General features: G+C 70.7%; 14 protein-coding genes. 8 read left to right on the top strand and 6 right to left on the bottom strand.

From position 1 onward, the window contains the following. Positions 1 to 19 precede the first annotated feature (19 nt). The 4 genes from OHA25_RS47415 (at position 20) to OHA25_RS47400 (ending at position 4,554) form a co-directional block, all read left to right on the top strand. Positions 20 to 676 (top strand): response regulator transcription factor, encoded by a 657-nt coding sequence (locus OHA25_RS47415; RefSeq protein ID WP_327583409.1) that lies wholly within the window; start codon positions 20 to 22, stop codon positions 674 to 676. 70 nt (positions 677 to 746) lie between these two features. Next, a complete protein-coding gene (locus OHA25_RS47410; RefSeq protein WP_327583408.1) occupies positions 747 to 2,873 on the top strand; it encodes a DUF6421 family protein in 2,127 nt (708 codons plus the stop codon). Then, positions 2,870 to 3,499, top strand: a complete 630-nt coding sequence (locus OHA25_RS47405) for an SDR family NAD(P)-dependent oxidoreductase (protein ID WP_305924664.1) — start codon at positions 2,870 to 2,872, stop codon at positions 3,497 to 3,499. The genes OHA25_RS47410 and OHA25_RS47405 overlap by 4 nt, the downstream gene beginning before the upstream one ends. Next, complete coding sequence (locus OHA25_RS47400; protein WP_327583407.1) at positions 3,496 to 4,554, top strand: threonine aldolase family protein; 1,059 nt, start codon at positions 3,496 to 3,498, stop codon at positions 4,552 to 4,554. Before OHA25_RS47405 ends, OHA25_RS47400 begins: the two co-directional genes overlap by 4 nt. A 679-nt stretch (positions 4,555 to 5,233) precedes the next feature. Here the strand turns inward: OHA25_RS47400 and OHA25_RS47395 are convergent. Continuing rightward, entirely contained in the window at positions 5,234 to 6,676 is a 1,443-nt protein-coding gene (locus OHA25_RS47395) for a phytoene desaturase family protein (protein ID WP_327583406.1), read from the bottom strand. After that, positions 6,676 to 7,308, bottom strand: coding sequence for a DUF305 domain-containing protein (locus OHA25_RS47390; RefSeq protein ID WP_327583405.1), 633 nt, complete (start codon positions 7,306 to 7,308; stop codon positions 6,676 to 6,678). Before OHA25_RS47390 ends, OHA25_RS47395 begins: the two co-directional genes overlap by 1 nt. 597 nt (positions 7,309 to 7,905) lie before the next feature. Here OHA25_RS47390 and OHA25_RS47385 point away from each other — a divergent pair. Continuing rightward, positions 7,906 to 8,607 carry a DUF3105 domain-containing protein gene (locus tag OHA25_RS47385; protein WP_327583404.1) on the top strand — a complete coding sequence of 234 codons (702 nt, stop codon included), beginning with the start codon at positions 7,906 to 7,908 and terminating at the stop codon, positions 8,605 to 8,607. A 21-nt stretch (positions 8,608 to 8,628) separates the two neighbouring features. Here OHA25_RS47385 and ald read toward each other — a convergent pair whose 3' ends face one another. Beyond that, a complete protein-coding gene (ald, locus tag OHA25_RS47380) occupies positions 8,629 to 9,744 on the bottom strand; it encodes an alanine dehydrogenase (protein ID WP_327583403.1) in 1,116 nt (371 codons plus the stop codon). A 147-nt stretch (positions 9,745 to 9,891) separates the two neighbouring features. On the opposite strand from ald, the gene OHA25_RS47375 reads away from it, so the two are divergent. Beyond that, entirely contained in the window at positions 9,892 to 10,815 is a 924-nt protein-coding gene (locus tag OHA25_RS47375) for an excalibur calcium-binding domain-containing protein (RefSeq protein ID WP_327583402.1), read from the top strand. Here OHA25_RS47375 and OHA25_RS47370 read toward each other — a convergent pair. The 3 genes from OHA25_RS47370 to OHA25_RS47360 are packed head-to-tail and all read right to left on the bottom strand — an operon-like array spanning position 10,812 to position 14,672. After that, positions 10,812 to 12,191: an NCS2 family permease gene (locus tag OHA25_RS47370; protein WP_327583401.1), complete on the bottom strand. Its 1,380-nt coding sequence runs from the start codon at positions 12,189 to 12,191 to the stop codon at positions 10,812 to 10,814. The genes OHA25_RS47375 and OHA25_RS47370 overlap by 4 nt on opposite strands. Before the next feature lie 58 nt (positions 12,192 to 12,249). After that, positions 12,250 to 12,483 (bottom strand): EF-hand domain-containing protein, encoded by a 234-nt coding sequence (locus OHA25_RS47365; RefSeq protein WP_305924655.1) that lies wholly within the window; start codon positions 12,481 to 12,483, stop codon positions 12,250 to 12,252. A 17-nt stretch (positions 12,484 to 12,500) separates the two neighbouring features. Beyond that, complete coding sequence (locus tag OHA25_RS47360; RefSeq protein WP_327583400.1) at positions 12,501 to 14,672, bottom strand: xanthine dehydrogenase family protein molybdopterin-binding subunit; 2,172 nt, start codon at positions 14,670 to 14,672, stop codon at positions 12,501 to 12,503. Between the two features lie 95 nt (positions 14,673 to 14,767). Between OHA25_RS47360 and OHA25_RS47355 the strand changes: the two genes are divergently transcribed. Then, on the top strand, positions 14,768 to 16,261 hold the full coding sequence (locus tag OHA25_RS47355) for a helix-turn-helix domain-containing protein (protein WP_327583399.1): 1,494 nt from the start codon (positions 14,768 to 14,770) through the stop codon (positions 16,259 to 16,261). A 59-nt stretch (positions 16,262 to 16,320) separates the two neighbouring features. Continuing rightward, positions 16,321 to 17,256, top strand: a complete 936-nt coding sequence (locus tag OHA25_RS47350; RefSeq protein ID WP_327583398.1) for a hypothetical protein — start codon at positions 16,321 to 16,323, stop codon at positions 17,254 to 17,256. Positions 17,257 to 17,282: the final 26 nt, after the last annotated feature.

Genomic DNA, 17,282 nt, shown 5'->3' with positions numbered 1-17,282 from the left:
GGCGTCTACCCTCCGCCTTGTGGGCATTCGCATAGTCATCGCCGACGACCAGGCGATGGTCAGGGCCGGGTTACGCATGGTCGTCGATAGCGACCCCGGCATGGAAGTCGTCGGCGAGGCCGCCGACGGGCGCGAGGCCGTCGCCGTGGCCCGGCGCACGCGTCCGGACATCGTCCTCATGGACATCTCGATGCCCAGACTCGACGGGCTGTCCGCGGCGAAGGAGCTGCTCGACACACCGTCGCCGCCGAAGATCATCACGTTGACCACGTTCGACACCGACGAGAACCTCTACGCCGCGCTGCGCGCCGGCACCAGCGGCTTCCTGCTGAAGGTGTCGCCACCGGAGCAGCTGCTCGAGGCGATCAAGGTGGTGCACGCCGGCGACGCGCTGCTCGACCCGGCCGTGACCAGCCGGGTGATCGCCTCGTTCGCCGGCCGGGCCGACCCGGCGCCCTCGCCCATGCTGGCCGAGCTGACGCCGCGTGAGCTGGAGGTGCTGCGGCTGCTCGCCCGCGGCCTGACCAACGCGGAGATCGCCAGGGATCTGTACGTGGGGGAGGCGACGGTCAAGACGCACGTGGCGCGGGTGCTCATGAAGCTCTCCCTGCGCGATCGGGCTCAGGCGGTGGTGTTCGCGTACGAGACCGGCGTCGTCCGGCCCGGTGCCGCCTGAGGTTTGGCGAGGCATGCGGTAGTTATGTGTATATTTTCCTGCATAAGGCGGTAGATGCAGGAGATATTTCATGCGAGCGTTCCCTCGAGTGTTGTTCGACGAAGCCCACAACGAGTCGTGGACCATCCGGCGCGAGGTGGCCGAGGCCATCAATCCTGCGCATCCCGACGACAACAGCTATGCCCGCGCGGCCGGGCTGCTGCGGCACCTTGGGCACACGGTGGTCGCGCACTCGTCGGGCCCGCTCGACGCCGCGATCCTGGCCGAGCAGGACGTGCTGGTGATCGCGCACCCTTCGGGGGAGCGGTGGGAGCGCACCACCGGGCAGGGCACCCCGGTGTTCTCCGCTGCCGAGTTGGACGCCGTCGAGGCGTACGTGGCCGCGGGCGGCGGGCTGGTGGTGCTGGCCGAGGAAGAGCAGGACAAGTACGGCAACAACGTGCGTGAGCTGCTCGGGCGGTTCGGGGTCGCGGTGGAGCACACCACCGTGCGCGACCCGAGGCACGCGCACCGGGACGTGGCCACCTGGGTGCTCGCCACGCGCGCCACCACGGACGGGCTGCTCGCGGGCGTCAAGACCGCCTGCTTCTACCGGACCGGTGTCCTGACCCTCGCGCCCGCCGCCGGGTCCGCCGCGGGGTCCGCTGCGCCCGCGACCGTCGGGGGCGCCACCGCGGCGGAGGCGACCGTGTTGTTCACGACCTCGCCCACCGCCGATCCGGCCGGTGTGCCGCTGGCCGTGGCCGTACGGCACGGCCGGGGCCGCGTGGTCGTGTTCGCCGACTCCGACCTGTTCGGCGACGACTCCATTGACGACTACGACCACCGCAGGCTCTGGGCGAACGTGGTCACCTGGGCCGCCCGCGTCCCGGTGGGCGACGGGGCGGCGGGGACGCGCGACGAGGCCAAGGCCGCCCTGTTCGCCCGGCTCAAGGCCGCCGTCGAGCAGCTCAGGCCGCTCCAGGTCAAGGACGGCTCGGTGCCGGAGGAGTCCAAGGAACGCGCCAAGGCGCTGGTAGGCGAGATCGCCGACCACGTAAGCGAAATATCGCCATATTTCCCGCACGATGCCGCGTACCTCGAGGCCGTGCGCCATGACCTGGCGAAGTGGGCCGGCGAGGGACTCGGCGTGCCCGACTTCCTCGACTCGCTCGATCACTTCCACCCCGACACCCAGCGCGTGGACGGTCTGGAGCACGTCGTGGTGTTCCCCATGTACACCCAGAACGGCAACACCAACCGCAACCTGGAGGCCGTCTGGATCCGGACGATCTGGCCGGACTGGCTGGCCAGGCTGGAGGCGAACGGCTACGACAACCCGATGTTCGTGCCGATCGCGTTCGAGGACTTCACCTCCGGTTACGACACGCACTCGGCCGTGTTGTTCCCCGAGACGGTGGCGGTGCGCCAGGCGCCGGCCCGCTTCACCTGGGGCGGCATCTTCGCCGACCGCGAGGCCGCCAGGTTCAGGCGGGTGTCCGCGGCGGCCGCGCAGACGCTCAAGCTGGACCTGCCGCCGGACGCCGCCAGGCTGCTGGACTCGCAGCAGCTCGCGCAGGACACGTTCGTGTTGTGGGACCTGGTCCACGACCGCACGCACAGCCACGGGGACCTGCCGTTCGACCCGTTCATGATCAAGCAGCGGATGCCCTACTGGCTGTACTCGCTGGAGGAGCTGCGCTGCGACCTGACCGCGTTCGGCGAGGCGGTGGAGCTGGAGCGGCAGGGCGTGCCGCACGCCCGGTACGTGCAGCACGCGATCCTGTTCGACCGGCTGTTCAGGTTCCCGATCAGCGGGGAGCGGGTGCGGAACTACGACGGGCTCGGCGGGCAGCTGCTCTTCGCCTACCTGCACCGCAACGATGTCGTGCGGTGGACCGACAACCGGCTCTCGATCGACTGGGAGCGGGTCGCGGACGGGGTGGCCGACCTGCGGGGCGAGGTGGAGAAGCTCTACCGGGACAGCATCGACCGGTCCAAACTGGCGCACTGGCTGGCGGCGTACGAGCTGGTGAGCTCCTATGTCGCGCCGCACCCGGGCTCGACCTGGGCCAAGGGGATCGAGGCGCTGCCCGAGGAGCAGAAGGCCAAGGTGGACGCGGTGCTGCCGGACGAGTTCCCGCTGAGCATGTTCTACGAGGCGCTGCGCCGTAAGCTGGGCGAAGTCGTCGAATCGACCAAGGGACTCCGAGCATGATCATTCTGGTTACCGGGGCCGGAGGGCCCACAGGTGAGGCCGTTTCCGGATTTTTCCGGAAAAATGGCCACACCGTGATCGGTGTCGACAAGGACGACGTCGACCTGCTCGACCGCGCGGCCGTACAGAGCCTGGCGGAGCGGATCGACCGCGAGCACGGCCGGGTGGACGGCGTGGTGCATCTGGTCGGCGGGTGGCGCGGGGCGAGCACGTTCGCCGAGACCGACCTCGAGGACTGGGACGTCCTGCACGACCTGCTGATCCGTACGCTCCAGCACGTGTCGCTGGCCTTCGAGCCGCTGCTGCGCCGCAGCGACAACGGTCGCTTCGTGATCGTCTCCGCCAAGGCGGCCGAGCGGCCGACCGCCGGTGGCGCCGTTTACTCGGCGGCCAAGGCGGCGGCGGAGGCGTGGACGCTGTCGCTCGCCGACGCCCTGTCCGGCACGGACAGCGCAGCGGTGATCCTCGTCGTCAAGGCCCTGGTCAACGACGCCATGCGGGCCGCCAAACCGGACGGGCGCTTCCCCGGTTTCACCGACGTCAACGACCTCGCGGCGGCGATCGGCGGCCTGTACGACCGCCCGGCCGCCGAGCTCAACGGCACCCGATTGGACCTCACTTCTTGATTCCCCGGCACGACCCCCAGCACAAGGCGTTCGCCAGCGACAACTACGCGGGCGTGCACCCCGAGATCCTCCAGGCCATCGCGACCGCCAACGGCGGCCACCAGATCGCCTACGGCGACGACGTGTACACCGAGGCTCTGCAGGACGTCTTCCGGCGGCACTTCGGCGAGCAGGCGCAGGCGTGGCCCGTCTTCAACGGCACGGCCGCGAACGTCGTCTCCCTGCGCGCCATGACCGCGCACTGGGAGGCGGTCATCTGCGCCGAAAGCGCCCACATCAACACCGACGAGGGCGGCGCGCCGGAGGTCGCCGGGGGCATCAAGCTCCTGACCGTCCCCACGCCCGACGGCAAGCTCACGCCCGAGCTGATCGACCGGCAGGCGTGGGGCTTCGGCGACGTGCACCGGGCCCAGCCACGGGTGGTGTCCATCTCGAACACCACTGAGCTGGGCACCCTCTACACACCCGGCGAGATCGCCGCGATCTGCGCGCACGCCCACGATCTCGGCCTGCTGGTCCACCTCGACGGCTCCCGCCTGACGAACGCGGCGGCGGCGCTGGACGTGCCGATGCGGGCGCTCACCACGGACGCCGGCGTGGACGTGCTGTCCTTCGGCGGCACCAAGATCGGGCTCCTGTACGGCGAGGCCGTCGTCGTGCTGAACCCCTCGGCCGCGACCGGCGTGGACTACATCCGCAAGACGTTCATGCAGCTGTCGTCGAAGATGCGCTTCGTGTCGGCCCAGTTCGAGGCACTGCTGTCGGGGGACCTGTGGCTTCGGAACGCGCGCCGGGCCAACGCCATGGGGCGGCGCCTGGCCGAGGCCGTGCGCGACATCCCCGGCGTCACGCTGCCCCGGCCCGTGGAGGCCAACGCCGTCTTCGCCGTTCTGCCCAGGGACGTGACGGAGCGGTTGCAGAAGCGGTTCCGGTTCTACACGTGGAACGAGGCGACGGGGGAGGTGCGGTGGATGTGCGCCTTCGACACGACGGAGGCCGACGTGGACGCCTTCGCCGCCGCCATCGCGGAGGAGATGCAGGCCGCCGGCTCCTGACGCCACCCGCCCCGGCTCGCGCTGGCCTCGCCCGGCCTTGAGCGCCGCATGGCTCGCGCTGCATAGCTCGCGCTGCATAGCTCGCGCTGCATAGCTCGGGCCGCGCAGCTCGGGCCGCGCAGCTCGGGCCGCGCAGCTCGGGCCGCGCAGCTCGGGCCGCGCATCCTCGTGTGGCGCATCTCGCCTTGCGCATCCTCGTGTGGCGCGCCTGGCGTTGCGCACTCTCGTGGCGCGCGCCTGGCGTCGCTCAGCTGCTGTCGCGCAGCTGGCATCGCGCAACTGGCGCCGGCCACCTCGCGCCGCGCACCCCTCATGGCGCACCTCGCGTGGCGCACCTGGGCCGCGCAACTGGTGTCGCGCAACTGGCGCGGCGCAGCTCGCGTGCCGCACCTCGCCTTGCGCACTCTCGTGTGGCGCGCCTGGCGTTGCGCACCCCCGCGTGGCGCACCTCGCGTGGCGCACCTGGGCCGCGCAACTGGCCTGGCGCACCTATCTGTCGCGCATCTCGTGTTATGCACCTCCCGCCGCACCGGCGCAAGGCGCGGGGTGCCTAGGTGCGTGTCGTGCGCGGCTGGGGTGCTGTTTGCGGTGCGCCGCCGCGTGTCGTGCGTGGGGGAATCGGCGGGAGGGCGCGATCCCGGCACCCGGCGGAGTGCGCGCTACCCGGGGCCGGGAAGCGTCACGGTGTGCGAGGGCGGAGGGCCAGGCGGGCAGCCTGCCAGCCGCCCATTCCGTGCGCCCCGGCCCCCGGCGGCGTTGAGGCCGAGCACAGGAACACCCCGGGAAGCGGCGTGCGCCACGGGGCGGGGGACCACACAGGGCGGCGGAGGAACTGGGTCAGGCTCGCCAGCCCGCCCCCGATGTCGCCCCCCACCAGGTTCGGATTGGCCGCTTCCAAATCCGCCGGCCCCATCGTGTGTCTGGCCAGCACACGGTCACGGAACCCCGGCGCGAACCGCTCGATCTGCGTCTCGATGGCGTCCGTCATGTCCACCGCCGACCCGTTGGGAACGTGGCAGTACGCCCAGAGCGTGTGCCCGCCCCTGGTCGGGTCGGCCGCATAGGGCTGGACGAGGAGCACGTACGGACGCGGCGAATGCCGCCCCGCCGCCGTCTCCGCCTCGCTGAGCGCGATCTCCTCCAGCGTCCCGCCCAGGTGCACCGTGCCCGCGCCCGCCACCGCCGGTTCCCGCCACGGCACGGGCCCGTCCAGCGCCCAGTCCACCTTGAACACCCCGGGCCCGTAGCGGAAGCGTTCGAGCCGCCGGCGGTAGCCCGCAGGCAGGTCGGCCATGGCGATGAGCTGCCGGGGTGTCACGTCGAGCACCACGGTCGGCGCGGACAGCTCGGCCAGGCGGCGCACCCGGTGCCCGGCGACCGCCTCCCCACCCAGCGCTCTGAGCTCGGCCACGAGGGCGTCGGCCAGCACCTGGGACCCGCCCCGCACCAGCGGCCAGCCCACCAGGTGAGCCAGGGACGCCAGCATCAGGCCGTATCCGGCGGTGATGGGGGAGCGCAGGTCGAGCATGGCATGCGCGGCCATGCCCGCGATCAGCGCGCGCGCTTCCACGGTGCGGAAGGCCCGCCGCGCGAACGTCGTGGCCGGCAGCGCGCCCGCGAGCCCGAATCTGGCCGCCTGCGCGAACGCCCGCGGCGGCACGTGCCATGGCCCCAAGGGCTCGAGCAGCAGCTCCACCAGCGGGAATCCGGCTCGCGCCGCCGCGCCGGCGGTGGCCAGCCACGCGCCCGCGTCCCGCCCGAGCGCCTCGGCGGTGCGGCGCGGGTCGCGGTGCACGAGCACGGCGGGACGGTCGTCCAGCGGATGGGCCGCGGGCACCGCGGGATGGACGAACTCGACCCCCCTGAGGGACTCGCCCCCCTTGCGAAACTCGCCCCCTTCGAGGCCGAGCCGGCGGAACGCCGGCGAGGCCAGCGCCATCGCCATGACGGTCGCCCCGAAGTCGTGCACCCGTCCCGGCAGGGTCAGCTCGCCGGAGCGCAGCCCGCCGCCGAACCGCTCGGCCGCCTCCAGCAGCAGCACCTTGCGTCCGGCACGGGCCAGCGTGACCGCGGCGACCAGCCCGTTGGGCCCGGAGCCGACGACGATCGCGTCGGCGTCCATCACTGAGGTTGGAGTATCGACGGATAAGGCTGGGCGCCACGCTGGCGCAGCATGTCCGTCATGAGCTTGATCTCGCCGCTCTGCCCCTGGACGATCTTCTGCGCCATGCTGACGACCTCCGGCCGGGTGGACAGCTTGAGCAAGCCCTCGGCCATCTCCACGCCGCCCTCGTGATGGCGGATCATCAACTGCAGGAAGAGGATCTCGGCCTGTGTGCCCTGCGCCTCCTTGAGCTTGGTCAGCTCCTCGGGCGTGGCCATGCCGGGCATGGTGCCGGGCGCCACCGTGGCGCCGCCGTGCCCGTGGCCGCTCATCCAGGCCATCGGCCGCTGGTCGCTCGCCTGGTCCAGCTCCCACTGCTGCAGCCAGCCGAGGAACATGCCACGCTGGTTGGCCTGGGTGTTGATGATGTCGAAGGCCAGATTCCTGACCTCCTTGGCGGGACCCTTGTCCCTGATCGTGAACGCCATGTCCACGGCCTGCGCGTGGTGCGCGGCCATGTCGCGGGCGAATCCGGCCTCGGGCGAGGAGTCGCCCGGCGTGCCCGCTCGACCGAACAGCAGAAATGCGGCGGCGGCGAGCACCAGCACGCCGCAGACGACAAGGAGTGGATTCCTGACGGGCTTTTTCATGGCTCGTCCAGCGTACCCACCTGCACGCGCGCCCGTGATCGCACGCTTACACCGGTCTTATTCTCCGCATACGGCCGGAGGGCATAGGGTGACCCCTGTTGGTACGCCTATGGAGGAACGGTTACTCCCTCCCCGGCCTGAACGCCGGGGCTTGCCCCGCTGAACCGGGGCGGGCCGGAGTGACCAGACCCAGCCACCACGCATAGGGAGGTGACCTTGGTGGCTATGTTGGACACACGTCAGCAGATCCACTCCGCCGTGCTTCCTCAGCGGCGGACCCTGGAATCCGCGTCAGCAGACAACCCCGGAGCAGGGACGAAACGGGGCGCGGACGCCTTCAGGCAGCGGAGTGCACAACATGGTCGAGGGGAGACCCGCACGGCCTCACCTGGCCGTACGGGCGTCACCCGCGCAAGCGGCGTACGCGGTCGTGAGACCGTACCTCCGTGCCACCCCGCGCCCTTCTCGCCGCAGGGCGGCACGGCGCACCTTGACGCCGTTTCGCCTGGACGGCGAAGCGGCTTTCCCTGCCCCGCTACGCGGGAGTCCGTTTCCCCTCCGGCCTAGGGGCCGAAGTATCCATGAAGGAATTTTCCGATGACGAAGGAGAAGGCGCAGGCAAGGCGCGAGCATCTGCAGCAGATGCGGGCCGAGCAGAAGCGCAAACAACGCCGCGCCGCGCTGCTCATGTGGGGAACGGGCGGACTGATCATCGTGTTGCTCGTCGGCGTGGTCGGCTATTACCTGATCGACCAGGCTCGGAAGACCTCGCTGGACGCCGTGGCCAACTACAAGTACGAGGCCGGCCAGCACGTGTGGAACGCCGTCTCTTACAAGGAGACCCCGCCGGTGGGTGGCGAGCACAACAACTACTGGCAGCAGTGCGCGATCTACGACAAGCCGATCCACCCAGAGCATGCCGTGCACTCGATGGAGCACGGCGCCTCCTGGATCACCTACCGGCTCGACCTGCCCAAGGCGCAGGTCGACAAGCTGAAGGAAGTGGCCGCGTCCACGGGCAACCAGGAATACATGCTGATGAGCCCGTTCCCCAACCTATCCGCACCGATCGTCGTGTCATCGTGGGGTCACCAGCTCAAGCTGAACAGCCCGGACGACCCGAAGCTCGGGGCGTTCATCAAGCGCTACCAGAACGGCGCTGACACGCCGGAGCCGGGCGCCACGTGCGGCGGCGCCGACGCCATCACGACCACGGCCGACCAGGCTCCGCTGCCGTCCGAGCCCACGGGCCAGCAGCAGCCGACCGCCTCCCCGTCGCCGAGCCAGTCCCAGCAGTAGCGGAGCGCGCGGTGCCGGGTGTCAGCCCAGCACCGCCTCCGACGGCGTCCACTCCAGCCCGTGCGCCTCGGCCACGGGCTGGCTGGTCAGATGGCCCTCGTGGGTGCTCAGACCGAGCGCGAGCGCCGCGTCCTCGCGCATGGCCTGCCGCCAGCCCAGGTTGGCCATGGCCAGCGCGTACGGCAACGTGACGTTCGTCAGCGCGAACGTCGAGGTGTGCGGCACGGCCCCCGGCATGTTGGCCACACAGTAGAAGATCGAGTCGTGCACCCGGTACGTCGGCTCCCCGTGCGTGGTCGGCCGCGAGTCCGCGAAACAGCCGCCCTGGTCGATCGAGATGTCCACCAGCACCGAGCCCGGCTTCATCCGGCTGACCAGGTCGTTGCTCACCAGCTCGGGCGCCTTGGCGCCGGGCACCAGCACCGCGCCGATGACCAGGTCCGCCTCCAGGACCGCACGCTCGATCTCCAGCATGTTGGAGGCGACCGTCTGCAGGTGCCCCTGGTAGATCATGTCCGCCTGGCGCAGCTTGTCGATGTTCTTGTCGAGCAGCAGCACCTCGGCCTGCATGCCGAGGGCGATGGCGGCGGCGTTCATGCCGGACACGCCGGCCCCGATGACCACGACGCGCGCCGCGTGCACGCCGGAGACGCCGCCCATCAGCACGCCCCTGCCGCCCGCCGAGCGCATCAGGTGGTAGGCCCCCACCTGCGGCGCCAGCCGGCCCGCCACCTCGGACATGGGCGCGAGCAGCGGCAGCGCGCCGTCCGGGGTCTGCACGGTCTCGTACGCGACCGCGGTGCAGCCCGAGTCGAGCAGCGCCCGCGTGCACGCTTGGGAAGCGGCCAGATGCAGATACGTGAAGAGCACCTGCCCCTTGCGCAGCCGGTGGTACTCCTCCGGCATCGGCTCCTTTACCTTCATGATCAGGTCGCTCGCGCCCCACACCTCGTCGGCCGTGGGCACGATGACGGCGCCTGCCGCGGCGTAGTAGGAGTCGGGGATCGACGACCCATCGCCGGCCCCCCGCTCGACGTAGACCTGATGGTCGTGGCGCACCAGTTCGTTCACCCCCGCAGGGGTGAGCGCCACCCGATATTCGCTGTTCTTGACTTCTAGAGGAACGCCGATCTTCATGGAACAACTCCCGTCCATTCGGGATCCTTCTTTCATTCTTCCTCCACAGGGGCGGTTGAACGGGGATGCTCCGGCTGATTACCTCGGTAAGGCCTGTCCTCGATAGGCTCACCGGCAGCCCGAACATCAGGATGGGAAACGTCATCGATGGACAAGCCGGAAGAGCCGCCACTTGCGGACCCGGGGGAGCCGAAGGCCAGCAGACTCACCACCATCGTGTTGATCGTCTCGCTGGTCCTCGTCGTGCTCGTCGCAGGCGTGGCCGGCACGGTCGCCGTGCTGATGACGCAAAATCCCGACACGCCGCTGTTAGGTGGCACGCCGCCGCACCGCCTGCCCGTGCCCATCCACTTCGCCCCGGTCAGGGAGACCAAGCCCGCGCCGTGCCCGGGCGATCCGGCCGTGCTGGACGAGCAGCAGAAGACCTGCTACCTGCTGGAGGACGGCGTCACCGTCGGCGCCGTCCAGCAGATCGAGCCGGTGCGCGAGAAGGACGGCCAATACTCCGTGCGCATCGCGATCGCGCCGGCGTTCAAGGAGCGGCTGGTCCAGCTCATCGACGAGTTGGTGTCCGAGCAGCGACAGGTGGCGGTCGTGCTGGCGCCCGAGCAACCCGACCAGCCCAAGATCGTGCTGGCCGCGCCCATCGTCACCCAGAGCATGGACGGCGACAGCATGAGCATCGCCGGCTACACCGAGGCTGAGGCCCGCGCGCTGTCCTCCCGTCTGCTCGGCCCGGGGGCGAGCGGCACCCCCGCGCCCACCGACTCCCTCGGCAGCAGCCCGCCGGCCACACCCCCCGCCACGACCGGCACGAGCGGCACGACCGGGACGACCGGCACGACGGGAACCCCTGGCACCACAGGGAGCACCGGTGGCACGGGGACGAACCCCGGCGTGACGAACCCCGCGACCAACGCCGGCCGCACCCCCAACCGCCGCTTCGCCACCTGCAAGGAGGCCCGGGCGGCCGGCTACGGGCCCTATCACAAGGGCACGCACGAGGAATACTCCTGGTACCCCGACGTCGACAACAACGGCACGGCCTGCAACTCCGCGGACATCCGCTAGTCGAAGAGCCGCTCAAGCCAGTCGATCCCGAAGTACGCCAGGAAGATCGCCGACACGATCCACAACAACCACGGGATCTCGGCGAACTTCCCCTTGACGGCCTTGATGAGCGTATAGACGATCACACCGGCGCCGACGCCGTTCGTGATCGAGTAGGTGAACGGCATCAGCGCGATCGTCAGGAACGCCGGCACGGCGAGCTCGACGTCATCCCATGGCACGTTCTTGCTCTGCATCATCATCAGAGCCCCGACCAGCACCAGCGCGGGCGCCGCCGCGGCGGCGGGCACCACCGCGGCCAGCGGCGTGAACAGCAGCGTCAGCCCCAGCAGCGCCCCGGTCGCCACACTGGCGAGGCCCGTCCGCGCCCCCTCGCCGACGCCGGCGGCCGACTCCACGAAGACGGTGTTCGCCGAGGAGCTCACCACACCGCCCACCACGCCGCCGACGCCGTCCACCGTCAGGACCCGGCCCAGCCGCGGCACGCGCCCCTGCCGGTCCACGAGCCCGGCCTCGTCGCTGACACCGATGATCGTGCCCATCGCGTCGAAGAACCCGGACAACACCAGGGTGAACAGCACCACTCCCGCCGTCAGCGCCCCCGCCCTGGCGAACCCGCCGAACACGTCGAACTCGCCGACCAGCCCGAACTGCGGCGCGGCGACCAGCGACTCGGGCACCCGTGGCGTGACCACGCCCCACGACCTGGGATCGATCGTGGCCAGCGCGTTCACCAGGATGGACAGGGCCGCGGTGACCACGATGCTGATGAGGATGGCGCCAGGGATCCGCCGCGCGAACAGGGCGATCATCAGCAGCAGGCCGAAGCAGAACATCGTGACCGGCCAGCCCGTCAGGTGCCCGGTCGTGCCGAGCTGCACGGGCGTGGCCGCGCCCGCCGCCACGAAGCCGGCGTCGACCAGCCCGATGAGCGCGATGAACAGGCCGATGCCCACGCTGATGGCGTGCTTGAGCGCCAGCGGGATCGCGTTCATGATCAGGGTGCGGAGGCCGGTCACGGCCAGCACGATGATCACCAGGCCTTCGAGCACCACCAGTCCCATGGCCTCGGCCCATGTCATGTGCGGCGCGGCCTGGTAGGCGACCACCGCGTTCAGCCCCAGCCCGGCCGCAAGGCCGAAGGGCGCGTTGCCGATGAAGGCCATGAGCAGCGTGGTCACGGCCGCGGCCAGCGCGGTGGAGGTGGTCAGCTCGGCGATGGAGAGCCGAGCGCCCGTGACGTCCTTCGCGCCGGCCAGGATGATCGGGTTGAGCAGGATGATGTAGGCCATGGCCACGAACGTGGTGATCCCGCCACGCACCTCACGGCCGACGGTGGTCCCCCGCCCGGTCAGCTCGAAGAATCGGTCGAGCACACCATCCCCCTCGACGATCAGGGGGAATGCCGGACCACCTACCCGGCGGGGGACAAGATCACGCTTTCTCGTGCCGCCCGTGGCCGACGAGACCGACGAACTCCTCGAGCCCGATCGTGCCGTCGCCGTCGCGGTCGGCGGACTTGATGAACGCCTCGACTTCGCTCTCGGACACGCCCTGCCCGCCCAGCGCCTCGTTGGCCTGGCGGATCTCGGCCGCGGTCAGCAGGCCGTCGCCGTCGGCGTCGAAACGCCGGAATTCCGCCTCGGCCGCCTCACGTGCGCTTGCCATCGGATACCTCCCCGTAGTTAGACCCCTTTACCGAACAGGGCGATATCTTCCGGCCTGATCGGAACACGCGTCAACCTGAGCCCCGTCGCCGCCCGCACCGCCGCGGCGATGGCGGGGGTGGAGGACAACGTCGGGGGCTCGCCCGCGCCACGCAGCCCGTACGGAGCCGCAGGGTCAGGATTTTCCAGGATTTTCAGCTGCATGGGCGGCATGTCGAGGATGGTGGGGATGAGGTAGTCGGTGAACGACGGGTTCAGCACCTGCCCGTCGCGCATCTGGATCTCCTCCATCAGCGCCAGCCCGAGGCCCTGCGCGCTCCCGCCGTGGATCTGTCCCTCCAGCGCCAGCGGGTTCAGTATCCGCCCGACGTCCTGTACGGCCGCCAGCTCCACCACCTTGACCAGCCCGAGCTCCACGTCCACGTCCACCACGGCCCGGTGCACGCACAGCGCCAGCTGCGTGTGCGAGTCGCCCTGCCCGGTGCGCCGATCCATCCGGTACGTGGGCCGGTGCCGGTACTCGCGGGTCTCCTCGATCGGCCCGAACCTCTCCAGCGCCTCCCGCGCCGGCAGCCCCTTGAACCGCTCGCGCACGGCCTCGCAGGCGGCCTTCACCGCGCCGCCGGTGACGTACGACTGCCGCGACGCCGACGACGAGCCCGCCGAACCCACCTGGGTGTCGGCGGTGGCCACGGTGACGTCGTCGACGCCCAGCTCGGTGCGCGCGATCTGGGCCTGGATCGTCACCAGGCCCTGGCCCACCTCGGCCGCGGCCGTGTGCACGGTGACGTGCGGCTCGCCGCCCACCAGCTCGGCACGCACCCGGGCCGTGGAGTAGTCGTCGAAGCCCTCGGAGAAGCAGATGTTCTTGATGCCGACGCCGTACCCGACGCCGCGCCGCACCGACTCGCCGTGCGTGGTCTGGGAGACGCCGCCGGGCAACCCCCGCAGGTCCCGATCCTGGGCGTCGGCGGGCAGCGGCATGGCCTCCAGGTCGCGCAGCATCTCAGCGAGCGGGGCCGGCGAGTCGATCAGCTGGCCGGTGATGAGCCGCGAGCCCTGGGAGACGGCGTTGCGCACCCGGAACTCCACCGGCGACAGCCCGCACGCCTCGGCCAGGCGGTCCATCTGCGACTCGTAGGCGTAACAGGCCTGCACCGCCCCGAAGCCGCGCATCGCGCCGCACGGCGGGTTGTTGGTGTAGACGCCGGTGGCGTCCACGTGCACGTTCGGCACCTCGTACGGGCCCACCCCCAGCGACGCGGCGTTGCCCACCACGGCCGGCGAGGACGAGCAGTACGCGCCGCCGTCCAGCAGGATGTCGGCCTTGACGTAGACCAGCCTGCCGTCGCGGGTGGCGCCGTGCTCGTAGCGCATCCTGGCCGGGTGGCGGTGCACGTGGCCGAAGAACGACTCCTCACGGCCGTAGACCATCTTCACGGGGCGGTCCAGGCGCAGAGCGAGCATGCAGGCGTGCACCTGCATCGACAGGTCCTCGCGGGCGCCGAACGCGCCGCCCACGCCGGACAGCGTCAGGCGCACCTTGTCTTGAGGCAGGCCGAGGCAGGGGGCGAGCTGGTCGCGGTCCACGTGCAGCCACTGCGTGGCGATGTACAGATCGACGCCGCCGTCCTCGGCCGGGACCGCCAGCCCGGCCTCCGGGCCGAGGAAGGCCTGGTCCTGCATGCCGACCTCGTACTCGCCGGTGACCACGACCTCGGCCTCGAACGTGTCGCCCACCCGCACCGGCTGGTACCGCACGATCTCCTGGGACTCGCGGGGGTCGGTGACGGCCTGGCGGACCTCGTACTCCACCACGATCGCCGCGGCCGCCCTGCGGGCCGTCTCCGGGTGGTCGGCCGCCACGATCGCCACCGGCTCGCCCTGGTAGCGGACCTGGTCGACGGCCAGCACCGGCTGGTCCTTGTGCTCCAGCCCGTAGAACTTCGCGCCCGGCACGTCCTCGTGCGTCAGCACGGTGAACACGCCGGGGATCTTCAGCGCGGGGCCCACGTCGATCGAGCGGATCCACGCCGACGGATGCGGGCTGCGCAACGTCGCCCCCCAGGCCATGCCGTCGATCCACAGGTCGGAGGCGAACGCGAACTCGCCGCTCACCTTCAGCGCCGCGTCAGGACGCCGCGCGCTCTCGCCGACACCGTGTCGCGTCGTGTACGCCGTCTCCGTCATCCTCCGAGTAGAGCACCGCCGCCCGTCCCGGTCCTATGCACACGACGTGAAATCCGTGTCAAAGCACGTAACACGCGGCTTGTATATTCCTCCAAGTGCGTATCAGTGACCTGCTGGCCATCGACGATCTGCGGCTGACGCTGCTCAGCGGCGACCCCGATCGCGAGTTCAGCACGGTCCACATCACCGACCTGCCCGAGCCGGGGCGCTACCTGTCGGGCGGGGAGCTGGTGCTGACCGGGCTCATGTGGCGGCACACGCCGGAGGACTCCTCCAGATTCGTGGCCGCGCTGGCCGAGGCCGGCGTCGCCGCCCTGGGCGCGGGCGCGGCCTGGCTGGGCCACGTCCCCGGCGACCTGGTGGACGCGTGCAGGGCCGCCGACCTGCCGCTGATCGAGGTGCCGACCGAGGTCTCCTTCCGCACGCTGACCGAGCTGGTCGTGCCCCGGTTGTCCGGCGACGTACGCGACGCGCTCGGGCGCCACCGCAGGCTGGTCGCGGCCATCGCCGAAGGCGCCGACCTGCGCGAGCTGTTCGAGCTGACCGCCGCCGAGCTCGGCGTCACCGGCGCCGTCCTGTCCGCCTCCGGCGGGATGATCGTCGGCTCGGTCCAGGATCCCGTGGACCTGGCCAGGGCATACCTGACGGCGCCACGGCTGCCCGCCCTGGTCGCCGGCAGCACCATCTTCGCGGTCGGGCGCGGGCACCGCGCCGCGGGCTGGATCCTGGCCTGCGACGGCGACCTGATCGGCCGCGCCGACCTCGGCTACGAGCTGGCCGCCTGCGTCGGGCTCGAACGCAGCCGCATGGAGGAGGGTCGCAGGGTCGAACGCCGCCTGGCCGAGCAACTCATCGTGGCCGCGCTCGCCGACGCCGACGTGGCCGAGCTCAACGCCAGGCTGCGCACGTGCGGGATCGACGCGGCGGAGCCGTACGCGATCGTGAACGCCACCGCGCCCCGTCCGGGCGCCACCCGCGGACCGGACCCCGCCACGCTCGGCGGCCAGATCGTCGAGGAGCTGCTCGGCCGCGAGGTCGTGGCGGCGGCAGGCGCCGACGGCGCGGTCGCCGTGGTGCCGCTGCGCGGGCGCACCACGGCCGAGCTGGCCGACCGGCTGCGTGCCGGGGCTGAGGTGCTGGCCGTGCTGCCGGACGCCCGCGTCTGCGCGGGGCTGAGCGGCGCCCTCACCGGGCCCGCCGCGATCAAGGGCGGCGTGGAGGAGGCCGGGCACGCCCGGCGGCTGGCCGAGGCCCGCGCCGGCGGGGTGGTGACCAGCGACGAGATCTACACGCACGCGCTGCTGCTGGCCACGGTGCCGGGCGACGTGCGCCGCTCGTTCGCGGCGCGGCTGCTGTCGCCGCTGCTCGCCTACGACCGCAAACACCAGTCCGAGCTGGTGCGCACGCTCGGGGTTTTCCTCGACTGCGCCGGCTCATGGAACGCCTGCGCCGAGCAGCTCCACGTGCACGTCAACACCGTCCGCTATCGCATCCGCAGAATCGAGGAGCTCACCGGCAGAAACCTGTCCACCATGGCCGACCGCGTGGACTTCTTCCTGGCCCTCAGAGACACGGGTCTGCCGCGATAACCGCATTACAGATCGCCGAAAGACATACGGATGCGTGACCGGATGATAACGTTGCGTGCATGCCCTCCCCCCGGCACGACGCCCTCAACCGGCTCATCCGCGACCATCTCGACCTGCCCATCCGCCTGCTGCGCGAAGTCGGCGGGATCGTATTGCCGACCGACGCCCCGCTGTGGGTGGGGCCAGGAGACCTGCGGGACCGCATCTCCAGGGAGATGCATGCCGACACCGTCGTATTCGGCGGCCCGCCCCAGGATCGATGGTTTTCCACCATCGTCGAGGTTGAGACCGAAATGTCGGAGCAGAAGTTGCAGCAGACCGTCGAGGCGGCCGAAATGCTGCGGCTGGAGACCCGCAAACCGGTCTACGTCATCTTCATCACGCCCGATCCCGGCGCGGCACGCTTCACCGAGCTGGTGAAGATCAGCAGCGGCTGCCTGACCATCACCATGCAATCGGTGATCGTCGGGCCCGACCGCATCCCCGTCCTGACCGACTCGAAGCAGATGGCCGCAGACCTGCTGACGGCGGCGCTGTCGGTGATGGCTCACGGCCACCTGCCGGAGGTCACCGAGGCATTCATCAAGCTCCTCACCGACTTGCCAGCCGATGACGCGGCGTCGCTGTTTGGCTACACTATCGACATGGCCGCGCCGCAGGCCCGCCGGCTTCTGGAGGAAACCGTGACGATCTACGTTCCCGAGCACAGCCCCTGGGCCCAGAACCTGTACCGCAAGGGCCAGGCCGCAGGCCGAGAAGAAGGCCGAGAAGAAGGCTGGAAAGAAGGCGATCAGCAAGGCCGCGCCCAGGAAAAGAGAGCCTCTGTGTTCACCGTCCTACGCTTCCGCGGCATCGACATTCCCCCCGACCGGGTTATGCAGATCACCACCTGCACCGACCTTGCCCTCCTGGAGGTCTGGCTGCGGCGCGCTCTCGAAGCCACGCACATCAACGACCTTTTTGACGACGATTCGGAGTCGGAACCCCGGTCCTAGGCGTCGTGGGGGAGTAGCGCACAGCA

The organism is Nonomuraea sp. NBC_00507 (assembly GCF_036013525.1).
Taxonomy (GTDB): domain Bacteria; phylum Actinomycetota; class Actinomycetes; order Streptosporangiales; family Streptosporangiaceae; genus Nonomuraea.
This window is presented reverse-complemented; position numbering and strand designations above follow the sequence as displayed.

Bases quoted from the DNA above. Each gene is read 5' to 3' on its own strand.
- OHA25_RS47410 (WP_327583408.1), top strand. From the start codon at position 747: ATGCGAGCGTTCCCTCGAGTGTTGTTCGACGAAGCCCACAACGAGTCG.
- OHA25_RS47405 (WP_305924664.1), top strand. From the start codon at position 2,870: ATGATCATTCTGGTTACCGGGGCCGGAGGGCCCACAGGTGAGGCCGTT.
- OHA25_RS47395 (WP_327583406.1), bottom strand. From the start codon at position 6,676: ATGGACGCCGACGCGATCGTCGTCGGCTCCGGGCCCAACGGGCTGGTC.
- OHA25_RS47390 (WP_327583405.1), bottom strand. From the start codon at position 7,308: ATGAAAAAGCCCGTCAGGAATCCACTCCTTGTCGTCTGCGGCGTGCTG.
- OHA25_RS47385 (WP_327583404.1), top strand. From the start codon at position 7,906: ATGACGAAGGAGAAGGCGCAGGCAAGGCGCGAGCATCTGCAGCAGATG.
- ald (WP_327583403.1), bottom strand. From the start codon at position 9,744: ATGAAGATCGGCGTTCCTCTAGAAGTCAAGAACAGCGAATATCGGGTG.
- OHA25_RS47375 (WP_327583402.1), top strand. From the start codon at position 9,892: ATGGACAAGCCGGAAGAGCCGCCACTTGCGGACCCGGGGGAGCCGAAG.
- OHA25_RS47365 (WP_305924655.1), bottom strand. From the start codon at position 12,483: ATGGCAAGCGCACGTGAGGCGGCCGAGGCGGAATTCCGGCGTTTCGAC.
- OHA25_RS47360 (WP_327583400.1), bottom strand. From the start codon at position 14,672: ATGACGGAGACGGCGTACACGACGCGACACGGTGTCGGCGAGAGCGCG.
- OHA25_RS47350 (WP_327583398.1), top strand. From the start codon at position 16,321: ATGCCCTCCCCCCGGCACGACGCCCTCAACCGGCTCATCCGCGACCAT.